At 69.3% G+C, this 13,613-nt stretch carries 8 protein-coding genes; 6 read left to right on the top strand and 2 right to left on the bottom strand.

Annotation, left to right across the window (positions count from 1 at the left end; translation table 11 throughout):
- The first annotated feature begins 36 nt into the window (after positions 1 to 36).
- Complete coding sequence (locus ACIPEK_RS13970) at positions 37 to 1,179, top strand: NAD(P)-binding domain-containing protein (protein ID WP_401994942.1); 1,143 nt, start codon at positions 37 to 39, stop codon at positions 1,177 to 1,179.
- A gap of 12 nt (positions 1,180 to 1,191) precedes the next feature.
- Here ACIPEK_RS13970 and mltG read toward each other — a convergent pair whose 3' ends face one another.
- Both mltG and ACIPEK_RS13960 read right to left on the bottom strand, forming a co-directional pair.
- The gene (gene mltG / locus ACIPEK_RS13965; protein WP_401994939.1) at positions 1,192 to 2,040 is read right to left on the bottom strand and encodes an endolytic transglycosylase MltG; all 849 of its coding nucleotides are present in this window, start codon (positions 2,038 to 2,040) and stop codon (positions 1,192 to 1,194) included.
- A gap of 487 nt (positions 2,041 to 2,527) precedes the next feature.
- Positions 2,528 to 4,333: an ABC transporter ATP-binding protein gene (locus ACIPEK_RS13960; RefSeq protein WP_401994936.1), complete on the bottom strand. Its 1,806-nt coding sequence runs from the start codon at positions 4,331 to 4,333 to the stop codon at positions 2,528 to 2,530.
- Positions 4,334 to 4,489: 156 nt separating this feature from the next.
- Here ACIPEK_RS13960 and ACIPEK_RS13955 point away from each other — a divergent pair, with 156 nt between their 5' ends.
- The 5 genes from ACIPEK_RS13955 (at position 4,490) to ACIPEK_RS13935 (ending at position 13,546) form a co-directional block, all read left to right on the top strand.
- Positions 4,490 to 4,933 carry a MarR family winged helix-turn-helix transcriptional regulator gene (locus ACIPEK_RS13955; RefSeq protein WP_189280113.1) on the top strand — a complete coding sequence of 148 codons (444 nt, stop codon included), beginning with the start codon at positions 4,490 to 4,492 and terminating at the stop codon, positions 4,931 to 4,933.
- A gap of 90 nt (positions 4,934 to 5,023) precedes the next feature.
- A complete protein-coding gene (locus tag ACIPEK_RS13950; protein ID WP_401994933.1) occupies positions 5,024 to 7,975 on the top strand; it encodes an FAD-binding and (Fe-S)-binding domain-containing protein in 2,952 nt (983 codons plus the stop codon).
- Between the two features lie 239 nt (positions 7,976 to 8,214).
- Positions 8,215 to 9,669 carry a Gfo/Idh/MocA family protein gene (locus tag ACIPEK_RS13945; protein ID WP_401994930.1) on the top strand — a complete coding sequence of 485 codons (1,455 nt, stop codon included), beginning with the start codon at positions 8,215 to 8,217 and terminating at the stop codon, positions 9,667 to 9,669.
- Positions 9,670 to 9,863: 194 nt separating this feature from the next.
- Entirely contained in the window at positions 9,864 to 11,768 is a 1,905-nt protein-coding gene (locus ACIPEK_RS13940; protein ID WP_401994927.1) for an ABC transporter transmembrane domain-containing protein, read from the top strand.
- Entirely contained in the window at positions 11,765 to 13,546 is a 1,782-nt protein-coding gene (locus ACIPEK_RS13935; protein WP_401994924.1) for an ABC transporter ATP-binding protein, read from the top strand. The genes ACIPEK_RS13940 and ACIPEK_RS13935 overlap by 4 nt, the downstream gene beginning before the upstream one ends.
- Positions 13,547 to 13,613: the final 67 nt, after the last annotated feature.

Genomic DNA, 13,613 nt, shown 5'->3' with positions numbered 1-13,613 from the left:
GGGAAGATCCTCACCCCCGAAGAAGTTGGTAGAAGCGTGAACAACTTTGGGGTGGCCGCAACGCACACGGTCGATGTCGTCGTGGTGGGCGCCGGACAGGCAGGACTGTCCGGCGCCTACCATCTGCGACGCGCAGGAATGGAGCCCGACCGTGATTTCGTCGTGCTCGACCATGCCCCGCGCCCCGGCGGCGCCTGGCAGTTCCGGTGGCCCTCGCTGACGTACGGCAAGGTCCACGGCATGCACGCCCTGCCCGGCATGGAACTCACCGGAGCCGACGACAGCCGGCCCTCCTCCGCAGTGATCGGTGAGTACTTCGACACGTACGAGCGCGACTTCGACCTGCGGGTTCACCGGCCGGTCGAGGTGAGGGCCGTGCGCGAGGGCGACGGCGGGCGGCTGCTCGTCGAGACGTCCGAGGGTACGTACGCCACCCGTGCCCTGATCAACGCCACTGGCACCTGGGACCGGCCGTTCTGGCCGCGCTACCCGGGCCAGGAGACCTTCCGAGGGCGGCAGCTGCACACCGCGAACTACCCCGGGCCCGCCGAGTTCGCCGGGCAGCGCGTGGTGGTGGTGGGCGGCGGCGCCTCCGGTACGCAGCATCTGATGGAGATCGCCGAGGTGGCGGCCGCGACGTACTGGGTGACGCGTCGGCCGCCGGTCTTCCGGGAGGGACCGTTCGGCACGGACCAGGGGCGGGCCGCCGTGGCGATGGTGGAGGAGCGGGTGCGGCGCGGGCTGCCGCCGCAGAGCGTGGTGAGCGTGACCGGGCTGCCGCTCACCGACGCGATCCGGCGCGCCCGCGAGGAGGGGGTGCTCGACCGGTTGCCGATGTTCGACCGGATCACGCCGACCGGGGTCGCGTGGGACGACGGCCGGACCGTCGAGGCCGATGTCATCCTCTGGGCGACCGGATTCCGGGCCGCCATCGATCATCTCGCGCCGCTGAAACTGCGCGAGCCGGGCGGCGGCATCCGGGTCGAGGGCACACAGGCGGTACGGGACGAGCGCATCCATCTCGTCGGGTACGGGCCGTCCGCCAGCACGATCGGCGCCAACCGGGCGGGGCGGGCCGCGGTGCGTGCGATCACACGACTGCTGGACACGGCGGGGGCGGAGACCGAAGCGGAGACGGAAACAAGGACGGACGAGGAGCTCATGCCGGCCGTGGTGTGACGGCGCAGTTGCTCAGCCGCCGGACGCGCTGCGGCGATTGCGGTTGAACTCCTCCACGTTTCTCTGTTGTTCCGCATAGCTGCCGGTGAAGCGGGTGTCCCCCGGCGCGACCGTGACGAAGTACAGCCACGGTCCGGGGGTAGGGGTGATCGCCGCCATCATCGCCTGCTCGCCCGGGTTGCCGATGGGTGTGGGCGGCAGCTCCTTGCGCTCATAGCTGTTGTACGGACTGTCGATCTTCGTGTCGCCGGTGGTGGTGTCCAGGGTGCTGCGGTTCAGCGCGTAATTGAGTGTGGAGTCCATCTGGAGCGGCATCCCCCGGCCGACCCGGTTGTAGATGACCCTGGCGACCTTGCCCATGTCGCCCTCGGTGTCCGCCTCGGCCTGCACGATGCTCGCGATCGTCACCGTCTGGTACACCGAGACGCCGTTGCGCCGCGCGCCTGCGGTGATGTGGTCCGCGCCGAAGCGCTTGACCGCCGTGTCGACCATGTACCTGAGCAGGCTCTGCGGGGTGGATTCGGAGGTGACGGGGTACGTCGCCGGGAAGAGGTAACCCTCAGGATTGCCCTTCGCCTCGGCCGGAAGCGGCAGATCTGTCGCACCGGGGGCCTTCTCGGTGGTGCCGGATGCCACGGCCAGGGTCTTGTCGACTGCGGCGTACACCTGGGACGCCCGCCATCCCTCGGGGATCACGAGCGGACGAGCCCGCTCGACCTTCGGCCCCCGTGTCAGCAGCGGTACGAGGACAGCCGCTGCCACGACGAGGACGAGGATGATGCCGATCAGCAGCACGAGACCCCCGCGCCGGGTCGGGCGGAGAGTGCGACGGGGCGGGGTGTCCGGGGACTCGTTCACCATGCGGGCACGCTATCCCGCCGTCCGGAACCGTTCCCAACCAGTGCTGGGCGGGGGTGCCGGTGTCGCCGCGATCTCACTCCCGCTCACCACAACGCACTTCAGCTCAGTAAACCGACAGCAGCTCACAACCCCCATCTGGACGACACGGGCCCACACCCCATGAACAGAACGCACGAACAGGGGATCGGGTGTTCGCTGGAACGTGTGATCGTTTCGCTGTTCGTTGCCCAACTCCCCTGCGGCAGATGATGATTACAGGGCGCAAGCGACGGGCTGCAGACCGAGACTGCGCAGTCCCACATATGCACCATGTACAAGGAGAAACACCGAATGAACCTCATCACCAACCTGCTCGCCGGCATCGTCCACTTCGTGGGTTGGCTCGTCTGACCATTGCTCCGCCCGGCGCCGTCGCTCCCCGTCCCACGGGAGTGGCGGCGTCGCCGCGTGTACGGCCTCGGCGGGGGGGCACGCCCGACCCCGCCGATCAGCTTGGCGCAGGGGCCAGTTCGGTGTCCCGCCGGACCAGGGCGGCGTAGCGGCCGTCCTGTTGGAGGAGTTCGTCATGACTGCCGCGCTCGGCGGTTCGGCCGCCGTCCAGGACGACGATCTGGTCGGCGTCGCGGACCGTGGAGAGCCGGTGGGCGATGGTGATGGTGGTGCGTCCTGCGGAGAGTGCGTCGATCGCTTCCTGCACGGCGAATTCCGTACGGGTGTCGAGGGCGCTCGTCGCCTCGTCGAGCACCAGGACGGGCGGGTCGCGCAGAATCGTACGAGCGATGGCAAGGCGCTGCTTCTCGCCGCCCGAGAAGCGGTAGCCGCGTTCACCGACCAGGGTGTCGTAGCCGTCGGGCAGTGAGGCGATGTGGTCGTGGATCTGCGCCGCACGGGCGGCTGCCTCGATTTCGGCGTCGGTCGCATCCGGCTTGGCGAAGCGCAGGTTGTCGGCGACCGAGGCATGGAAGAGATACGTCTCCTGAGAGACCACACCCACGGCCCGCGCCAGGGTGCCGAAGTCCAGATCGCGTACGTCGACACCGTCGAGCGTGACCCGGCCGCCGGTGACGTCGTAGAGCCTGGGCACCAGATAGCTGAGCGTGGACTTGCCGGACCCGGTCGGTCCGACGACCGCCAGGCTGCCGCCGGCCGGCACGGTCACATCGACGCCGCTGAGGGTCGGGCCGACCTTCTCGTCGTAACTGAAGTCGACGTCCTCGAAGCGGATCTCGCCTCGGATCTTCTCCAGCCGGACGGGGTTCTCGGGCTCGGTGATGTCCACCTCGAGATCGAGGTACTCGAAGATCCGCTGGAAGAGCGCGAGTGACGTCTGCATCTGCACCCCGGTGGAGAGCAGGCTCACGGCGGGCCGGAAGAGACCCTGCTGAAGCGAGACGAAGGCGACGAGCGTGCCGATGGAGACGGCGGGGCCGCCGGACTGCAGGGCCAGGCCCGCCGCCCAGTAGATGACGGCGGGCATGGCGGCCATGACGATGCCGATCGTCGACATCCGCCACCGCCCGGCCATGCTGGAGCGCACTTCGAGGTCGACCAGCTTCTCGGACTCCTCGGCGAAGCCCTTGGTGAGGGAGTCCGCCCGGCCCATCGTCCGGCCGAGCAGGATGCCGCTGACGGAGAGCGACTCGGTGACCGTGGCCGCCATGGCGGCCATCTGCTTCTGGCGCTGGGTGGTGATCTTCTTGCGCTCACGGCCGACCCTGCGGCTGATCCAGACGAAGACCGGAAGCAGGAGGAGCGAGACGAGGGTGAGCCGCCAGTCGAGCGCGAGCATGGCGACGACCGTGGCGACGACCGCGGTGAGGTTGGAGACCAGTGACGTCGCGGTGGAGGTGACGGTCGCCTGCATGCCGCCGATGTCGTTGGCGATGCGGGACTGTACCTCGCCGGTGCGGGTCCGGGTGAAGAAGGCGAGCGGCATCCGCTGCAGCTGCGCATAGACCGCGGTGCGCAGGTCGTGCATGACACGCTGGCCGACCGTGGTGGAGATCAGGGTCTGCAAAACACCGAAGACGCTGTTCGTCACGGCGGTGAGGATCATGCCGAGGGCGAGCAGCGACAGCAGTCCCGTACGCCCCTGCGGGATGGCGGTGTCCAGGATTTCGCGCAGCAGGAACGGCGAGGCGACCGACACCAGCGACGAGGCGCCGACGAGCAGCCCGACCAGGGCGAGCCGGCCTCGGTAGGGACGGAAGAGGCGCAGGATGCGGCGCAGCTCGGCGGGCGGGCGGCTCCCGTCCCGGGGCGGGGGTGTCCAGGTGATTTCGTCGGGTTTCATGGGCTCCTTCGTCGGGCGCGCGACAGCGAGGAATCAGGCTGAAGACTCGGACCGGGGACTCGGACCGGGGACTCGGACCGGGGACTCGAATTTTTGAGAGCATAGCTCATTGTTACCTATACTCACAATGCACAAGATCCTGATATTGTTCCCCTCATGGACTCCTCCGACGCCGATGGCGTGCTCGCCGAGCAGTTGCTGCGGGTGACCCGCAGGCTCCAGCGGATTCAGAGCCGCCAGCTGGAGCCGATCGGCATTACTCCCGCACAGTTCCGGCTGCTCCGCACCGTCGCGCATTACGACGGGCCGCCCCGGATGGCGGACCTCGCGCAGCGCCTGGATGTCGTCCCGCGCGCCGTGACCAGCCTGGTCGACGGCCTGGAGGCGAGCGGGCGGGTGCGACGCGCCCCCGATCCGGACAGCCGCCGGGTGGTCCGGATCGAAATCACCGAGGAGGGCCTCGCCACCCTCCGGTCGCTGCGCGACGCGCGCCGGGCCGCCGCAGAGGAGATCCTGGCCCCATTGACCGCCGATCAGCGCGAGGTGCTCGGCGGGCTGTTGTCCGCCCTGGTCAACGGAATGCCGGAGCGCCGCTGCTGAACCCGTGCGGACACGCGTACACCGGATGGGTGCTGCGTGTGTGCCGTCGCCGTACCGAGTACCGAACCGAACCGCCGAGGAGAGCTCGACATGCCACTGCTGGAGCCGAAGCCGGAAGCACTCCGCCCTGGTGCGGTGCGTACTCCGTCCCTGGACCGGGTCCCCGACCGGCAGGCTCCGGGCACGCCCGAACCGCTGCGCGGCGAGCTGGTCGACCTGCTGGGGCCGGAGAAGGTGCTGTGGAAGGTCTCCGACCTGGTGAAGTACGCCTCCGATGCCAGTCCCTACCGGTTCATCCCCCAGGTCGTCGTGGTCCCGGAGGACATCGACGACATCTCGGCGATCCTGTCGTACGCGCACGGCAAGGGCCGCGAGGTCGTCTTCCGGGCGGCCGGCACCAGTCTGAACGGGCAGGCCCAGGGTGAGGACATCCTTGTCGACGTGCGCCGGCACTGGGCGGGCATCGAGGTCCTGGACGACGGCGCGCAGGCCCGCATCCGGCCGGGTACGACGGTCCTGCGGGCCAACGCCACCCTCGCCCGGCACGGCCGGCTGCTGGGGCCCGATCCGGCCAGCGCCATCGCCTGCACGATCGGCGGAGTCGTCGCCAACAACGCCTCCGGAATGACCGCGGGAACGACCCGCAATTCATACCGCACCGTTTCCTCCCTCACCTTCGTACTGCCGAGCGGCACGGTCGTCGACACTGCGGATCCGGCAGCGGACGAGGACCTGGCCCATGCCGAACCGCGGCTGTGCGAGGGGCTGCTGGCCCTCAAGGCGGAGATCGAGGCGGATGCCGGGCTCACCGCCCGGATCCGTGCCAAGTACGAGATCAAGAACACCAACGGCTACCGGCTCGATGCCTTCCTCGACGGCTCGACGCCCGTACAGATCCTGCGCGGTCTGATGGTCGGCTCCGAGGGCACCTTCGGCTTCATCTCCGAGGTCGTGTTCGACACACTGCCGCTGGACCGCCGCATCTCCACGGCCCTGCTGTTCTTCCCTTCCCTGACCGCGGCGGCGGCCGCCGTGCCCCGCTTCAACGAGGCGGGGGCGATCGCCGTCGAGTTGATGGACGGCAATACGCTGCGTGCGTCCGTGAGCGTCCAGGGCGTGCCGGCGGACTGGGCCGAGCTGCCCAAGGAGACCACGGCACTACTGGTGGAGTTCCGGGCCCCGGACGAGGCGGGGCAGGAGGGATACGAGCGGGCAGCGGCCACCGTCGTCGCGGGGCTCGACCTGGTCACCCCCGTTGCCTCGGTGACCAATGAGTTCACGCGCGAAGCCAAGGTCATCTCCGGCTACTGGAAGGCCCGCAAGGCGTTCGTCACCGCGGTCGGCGGCTCCCGGCCTTCGGGCACGACGCTGATCACGGAGGACTTCGCGGTGCCGCCCTCCCTGCTGGCCGATGCCTGCGAGGCCCTGCTCGGACTTCAGGCGGAGCATGGCTTCGACGCCGCCGTCGCCGGCCATGCGGCGCACGGCAATCTGCACTTCCTGCTCGCCTTCGACGCGGCGAAGCCGTCCGATGTCGACCGCTACGCCGCGTTCATGGACGACTTCTGCCGGCTGACGGTGGAGCGCTTCGACGGCTCCCTGAAGGCGGAGCACGCCACCGGCCGTAATATCGCCCCCTTCCTGGAGCTGGAATGGGGCCCGAAGGCGACCGAGCTGATGTGGCGCACGAAGCAGATCATCGACCCCGATGGGGTGCTGGCGCCCCGGATCGTCCTCGATCGCGACCCGAAGGCCCATCTGCGCGGGCTGAAGACCATCCCCAGGGTCGAGCCGATCGCCGACCCGTGCATCGAGTGCGGCTTCTGCGAACCGACGTGTCCCAGCGAGGACTTGACCACCACTCCACGCCAGCGGATCGTGCTGCGGCGGGAGATGATGCGGCAGCCGGACAGTTCACCGGTGGAGGCACAGCTGCTCGACGCATACGGCTATGACGCCGTCGACACCTGCGCGGGCGACTCGACCTGCAAGCTCGCCTGCCCGGTCGGCATCGACACCGGCGCCATGATGAAGGACTTCCGCCACCAGCGGCACTCGCCACGCGAGGAGCGGATCGCGGCGCTCACCGCGAAGAACTTCAAGGCGGTGGAGGCGGCGGCACGGCTCGCGGTCGCCGCGGCCGACCGTATCGGCGACCGGATCGGTGACGGGCCGCTGGAGACGCTCACCGGGCTCGCCCGCAAGGCCGTGCGCCCCGATCTGGTGCCCGAATGGCTGCCCGAGATCCCCGGCGCCGCCGCACGGAAGCTGCCCCGCACCTCCCGTGTCGGGGCGAGCGCGGTCTATTACCCGGCGTGTGTGAACCGTATCTTCGCAGGTCCCGAAGGCCATCGCGGCCCGTCGCTGCCGCAGGCCGTCGTCGCCGTCTCCGCCCGCGCCGGAAAGCCGGTGTGGATCCCGGACGATGTCGCGGGGACCTGCTGCGCGACGATCTGGCACTCCAAGGGCTATGACGCGGGCAATGCCGTGATGGCCAACCGCATCGTGGAAGCGGCCTGGGGCTGGACGGCGGGCGGAAAGCTGCCGCTGGTCGTCGACGCCTCGTCGTGCACGCTGGGCATCGCCCATGAGGTGGTGCCATATCTCACCGACGACAACCGGGAGTTGCACCGGGAGCTGACCATTGTCGACTCCCTGGTCTGGGCGGCCGACGAACTGCTTCCCGAGCTGACAGTCCTCCGCAAAATCGACTCGGCGGTCCTGCATCCGACGTGTTCCATGGAGCATCTGGACGACGTGGAGCAGCTGCGCAGGGTCGCGGAGGCCTGCGCGGAGGAGGTCGTGATCCCGGACGACGCCGGGTGCTGTGCCTTCGCGGGCGACCGCGGCATGCTGCACAAGGAGTTGACGGCCTCCGCGACGGCGAAGGAGGCCGCCGAGGTGAATGCGCGGAAGTACGACGCATATCTCTCGGCCAACCGGATGTGCGAGATCGGTATGGACCGGGCCACGGGGCAGTCGTACTACTCGGTGCTGATGGAGCTGGAGCGGGCTACGCGGCCGGGTGCTGTGGTGCGTTGATCACCGAGGTCGTCCGGCGGCCGATTCACCCTCGGCGGCCCGACTGGCCTGACGATGCGCCACATAACCGGGCGGGCTCAATTTCCGAGCCCGCCCGGCTTTTGCGTGGGCACAAAAGTCCATGGTTTCGAAGCAGGAGTCCAATCACTCCCCTTGCGCATCAACAGCCCCAACTACCAAGGTCCTTACCGAGGTTCATTCACCAGCCGCGCACGTCAGACCCCCCATCTGGAGGATCGATGAACGACGCAGCACAGCAGGACGACGGTACGCAGGACGGCGACGAAGGCTCGATGAGCCGCCGCTCGGTCCTGTGGACGACCGCCTCAGTGGCCGGTGCCGGGCTCGCACTCGGCGGTCTCAGCAGCGGCACCGCGGCCGCTGCCACCCCCACCCGGAGCCCGGAGGCCGCTCCCGCGGGACAGGCGGCCGCTCCGAAGCGCCAGGGGCGCACCATGGTAGGGGTGCCGTTCGACCGGCGCTCCACCGTCCGGGTCGGCATCGTCGGCCTCGGCAACCGCGGTGGCAGCATGATCGATCTCTTCCTCGCCGTCACCGGCGTACAGGTCGTCGCCGTGTGCGACCCGGTCAAGGCCAAGGCCGGACGGGCGGCGGCGAAGGTGGCGGCCGCCGGTCAGCCGGCACCCGCCGTCTACACCAACGGCGAGGACGACTACGAGAATCTCTGCAAGCGCGGGGACATCGACTTCGTCTATGTGGCGACGCCCTGGGACTTCCACTTCGAGATGGCGAAGACCGCCATGCTGAACGGCAAGCATGTCGGCGTGGAGTGTCCGATCGCTCTCCAGCTCGACCAGCTCTGGGAGTTGGTCGACCTCTCCGAGCGCACCAGACGCCACTGCATGCAGCTGGAGAACTGCTGTTACGGGCAGAACGAGATGCGGGTGCTGCGCATGGCGCATGCCGGTCTCTTCGGTGATCTGCTGCACGGCGCGGGCGCGTACAACCACGATCTGCGCGGCCTGATGTTCGACCCGCAGTACTACGAAGGTCCCTGGCGCAGGCTGTGGCACACCAGATTGCGGGGCGATCTCTACCCCAACCACGGGTTCGGTCCGGTCGCCAACTACATGGACATCAACCGCGGCGACCGTGCGGTGAGCATCACCAGTGCCGGATCCCCGTCCCTGGGGCTCGCCGAGTACCGAGAGAAGAACATGCCGGCCGGTGATCCGAGCTGGAAGGAGACCTATATCGAGAGCGACCGGACGATCAGTCTCGTCCAGACCGCCAAGGGACGGGTCATCCGGCTGGAGCACGATGTGTCCACTCCGCATCCGTACTCGCGGATCAACAGTCTCGGCGGTACGAAGGGGGTCTTCGAGGACTACCCGGCCCGTATCTACATCGAGCCCGACCACACGGACGACAACTGGGGTGACTTCGCCAAGTACGCCCAGTGGGACCACTGGCTGTGGAAGGAACACGCCAACCCGCCCGGCGGTCACGGCGGTATGGACTACATGCTGGTGTTCCGGCTGATGCAGTGCATGCGGCTCGGCCTCGTCCCCGACTTCGATGTGTACGACGCGGCGACCTGGACGTCACCCGTTCCGCTCAGCCATCTGTCCATCAGGGCGAAGGGCGCGCCGCAGCAGATTCCGGACTTCACCCGCGGCGAGTGGAAGAAGGCCCGCTCCGGCATGGACTCGGAGAATCCGGAAAAGGCCTGACGGGCCGATACGACGCTGCGGGGCCTGCTCCGGTCGAGCCGGCCCCGCAGCAGCTCCCGCCCGCATCGTGACCATGGCGCGATAAGTGCCGTTCCTGGAGAAAACCAATTGCTTCGAGGGACGTCCCGGGGCGAACCTTGCACGGTTTGAGTCATTCACCGAACAAACCGACGCACACCGAACCATGGGACGTCATGCAGATTCGCGATCTTCCGTACCCGGATCCAGGCGATCCCGATGTCCGGTCAGGCCCACGCTTCCTGTTCTGGCTCGGCCGCAATCAGCTGCGCGGCCAGCTCAAGTCCATGTCCTGGGGCCTTTTGCACCAGTGCTCCCTTGCCGGGCTGCCGCCTGCCGTCGGCTTCGCCGTGCAGGCGGTCGTCGACCGTTCCGGCAGCCGGCTCGCGTGGGCGGGCGGCCTGATCGCTGTCCTGGGTGTGCTGATCGCGCTGGGCGACACCATGCTCCACCGGACCGCCGTCACCAACTGGATCACTGCCGCCGCCCGCGTCCAGCAGCTGCTGGCCCGTAAAACCGCGGAGCTCGGCGCGGCGCTCACCCGCCGGGTCGCCGCGGGCGAAGTCGTCGCGGTGTCCACCGGCGACGTCGAGAAGATCGGCTGGTTCGTCGAGGCGCTCTCCCGCTTCGCGGCGGCCGCCGCCGCCCTCGTACTGATCTGCGTGGGGCTCATCCTCTATCTGCCTTCGCTGGGCGTCCTGGTGGCACTCGCCATGCCGTTGCTGGCACTGGCCGTGCTGCCGCTGCTCCCCCGGGCCACCCGGCGCGCCGACCTTCAGCGCGAAAAGGCGGGAAAGGCCACCGAACTGGCCTCGGACACCGTTGCCGGGCTGCGGGTACTGCGCGGGATCGGTGGCGAGGAGCTGTTCCTGGGCCGCTACCGGCGCGCCTCGCAGGAGGTCCGCAAGGCCGCGGTGCGCAGCGCGCGGATGTGGTCGCTGATCTCGGCGATCCAGGTGCTGCTGCCGGGCGTGCTGCTCATCTCGCTGGTCGTGTACGGGGCAACGCTGGCCCGCGACGGCCGGATCGAGGTCGGTCAGCTGGTCACGGTGTACAGCGCGGCGTCACTGCTGCTGTTCCCGCTGCGGCACTTCGAGGAGATCGCGATGGCGTACTCCTTCTCGCGACCCTCCGCCCAGCGCGCGGTCCGGGTGCTGTCGCTGCACCGCACGGACCGGCCGTCGACCGTCGACGCAACACCGACCGGCGATCTGTACGACCCGGTCACCGGGCTGATGGCCCCGGCCGGCCTGTTCACCGCGGTGGTCTGCGGCGATCCGGACGAGGCGGGCCGGCTGGCCGAGCGTCTCGGCGGACACGCGCATGCAGACGCGGACGGGGACTCGGACGAGGCCGGGAACGGGAACGGGGCGAAGGATTCGACGGAGAACGGAGCGCACGACTCCACGGACGACGCCGCGTCCGAGCGGAAGACCCCGTCCGTCCTGCTCGGTGGCGTACCGCTGGACGAACTCCCACTGGACTCGGCGCGGACCGCCGTACTGGTCCAGGACAAGGACCCGGTACTGCTCTCCGGCACGCTGCGCGAGCTGCTCGACGTTCCGTCGTCCGGCCGGGTGACCGCAAAGGACGCGCTGTCCGCCGCCCAGTGCGGCGATGTGCTGGACTCATTGGCGCAGGCGTCCGTCGCCACGGACGGCGACCCGATGACGACACGCATCACCGAACGCGGCCGGTCGCTCTCGGGCGGCCAGCGCCAGCGGCTCGCACTGGCCCGCTCGCTGGTGACCGACCCGGAGGCGCTGGTTCTCGACGAGCCGACCTCCGCCGTCGACTCGCACACGGAGGCCCGGGTCGCCGCCGGAATCAAGGCACTGCGCCAGGGCCGCACGACCGTGGCGTTCGCCTCGTCACCGCTGCTGCTCGACCTCGCGGACCGGGTGGTGCTGGTGCACCGGGGCACGGTCGTCGCGGTCGGCGCACACCGTGAACTCCTGCACACGGACCCCCGCTACCGGGCAGTCGTGACGCGCGAGACGGACGACGAAATCGCTGTCCTGACCTCTCAGGACGCGCTCAAGAGGATCAGGACGATCGAGGAAATCGAGGAACGGGCATGACCGGCGTCGCAGAACCGACGTACGACCCGGCCGCACCGGAGTCGGCGACGACCCTGCCGGTCGGCACTCCCACCACCGTACGGAGCTATGTACGGGAGCTGCTGCGGCGCCACCGCAGGCCGTTCACCGTGCTCATCTCGTTCAACGCCATCGCGGTGATCGCCTCGATCGTCGGCCCGTATCTGCTGGGCGGGCTGGTCGAGGACCTCTCCGACGGCGTCTCCGACCTGCATCTGGAGCGCACCGCCGGGGTGTTCGCGCTCGCGCTGATCGTGCAGACCGTGTTCACCCGGATGATGCGCCTGCGCAGCGCGATGCTCGGTGAGGAGATGCTGGCCGATCTGCGCGAGGACTTCCTCGTACGGTCGGTCGGGCTGCCGCCGGGCGTGCTGGAGCGGGCCGGGACCGGTGATCTGCTCTCCAGGATCACCACGGACATCGACCGCTTGGCCAATGCGATGCGCGAGGCCGTGCCGCAGCTGGCGATCGGTGTGGTGTGGGCGGGGCTGCTCCTGACTGCACTCGCCGTGACGGCTCCGCCGCTGGCGCTCTCGGTTCTGGTCGCCCTGCCCGTCCTGATCCTCGGCTGCCGCTGGTACTTCAGGCGCGCGCCGTCCGCGTACCGTTCGGAGGCCGCCGGATATGCGGCGGTCGCGGCGATGCTCGCGGAGACCGTGGACGCCGGACGGACCGTGGAGGCCCACCGTCTGGGTGCGCGCCGGGTGGCGCTGTCGGACCGGCGGATCAAGGAGTGGACGGCGTGGGAACGGTACACGCTCTTCCTGCGTTCCGTGCTCTTCCCCGTCATCAATGTCACCTACGTGACGATTCTCGGCGCGGTGCTGATGCTCGGCGGCTGGTTCGTCATCGAGGGCTGGCTGACCGTGGGACAGCTGACGACGGGCGCGCTGCTGGCGCAGATGATGGTCGACCCGATCGGCCTGATCCTGCGCTGGTACGACGAGTTGCAGGTCGCGCAGGTGTCGCTGGCCCGGCTGGTCGGCGTACGGGACATCGAGCCGGACGCGGGCGATGCGGAGGTCGTCCCGGAGGGCCGTGATGTCCGGGCGGACGAGGTGCACTTCGGCTACCGCGCCGGGCTCGACGTCCTGCACAAGGTGTCATTGGACGTCGCACCGGGTACGCGCCTCGCGCTGGTCGGCCCGTCCGGTGCCGGCAAGTCCACGCTGGGCCGGCTGCTGGCCGGGATCTACGCCCCGCGTACGGGTGAAGTCACGCTCGGTGGCGCGGAGTTGTCCCAGATGAAGGCGGAGCGCGTACGTACGCATGTGGCGCTGGTCAACCAGGAGCACCATGTGTTCGTCGGTTCGCTGCGGGACAACCTCCTGCTGGCCCGTACCGGCGCCGGGGACGCCGAGCTGTGGGCGTCGCTCGCGGCGGTCGACGCGGACGGCTGGGCGAGGGCCCTGGAGGAGGGGCTGGACTGCGAGGTCGGCTCCGGCGGCCTGGCGCTGACGCCGGCTCAGGCCCAGCAGATCGCACTGGCCCGGCTGGTCCTGGCCGATCCGCACACGCTGGTGCTGGACGAGGCGACGTCGTTGCTGGACCCGCGGGCCGCACGGCACCTGGAGCGTTCACTGGCCCGGGTGCTGGACGGTCGCACGGTCGTGGCGATCGCCCACCGGCTGCACACCGCACATGACGCGGACGTGATCGCGGTGGTGGAAAGCGGCCGGATCAGCGAACTGGGAAGCCATGACGAGCTGGTGGCGGCGGACGGCGCCTATGCGGCGCTGTGGCGGTCCTGGCACGGCTGAGAAAGCCTGCACGCCTCCTGTGCCTCGGAACGGCACGTATCAGCGACGACGGCCGGGCCCGTGGCCT

This window comes from Streptomyces sp. NPDC088246 (genome assembly GCF_044741025.1).
Classification (GTDB): domain Bacteria; phylum Actinomycetota; class Actinomycetes; order Streptomycetales; family Streptomycetaceae; genus Streptomyces.
This window is presented reverse-complemented; position numbering and strand designations above follow the sequence as displayed.

Bases quoted from the DNA above. Each gene is read 5' to 3' on its own strand.
- mltG (WP_401994939.1), bottom strand. From the start codon at position 2,040: ATGGTGAACGAGTCCCCGGACACCCCGCCCCGTCGCACTCTCCGCCCG.
- ACIPEK_RS13960 (WP_401994936.1), bottom strand. From the start codon at position 4,333: ATGAAACCCGACGAAATCACCTGGACACCCCCGCCCCGGGACGGGAGC.
- ACIPEK_RS13955 (WP_189280113.1), top strand. From the start codon at position 4,490: ATGGACTCCTCCGACGCCGATGGCGTGCTCGCCGAGCAGTTGCTGCGG.
- ACIPEK_RS13950 (WP_401994933.1), top strand. From the start codon at position 5,024: ATGCCACTGCTGGAGCCGAAGCCGGAAGCACTCCGCCCTGGTGCGGTG.
- ACIPEK_RS13945 (WP_401994930.1), top strand. From the start codon at position 8,215: ATGAACGACGCAGCACAGCAGGACGACGGTACGCAGGACGGCGACGAA.
- ACIPEK_RS13940 (WP_401994927.1), top strand. From the start codon at position 9,864: ATGCAGATTCGCGATCTTCCGTACCCGGATCCAGGCGATCCCGATGTC.
- ACIPEK_RS13935 (WP_401994924.1), top strand. From the start codon at position 11,765: ATGACCGGCGTCGCAGAACCGACGTACGACCCGGCCGCACCGGAGTCG.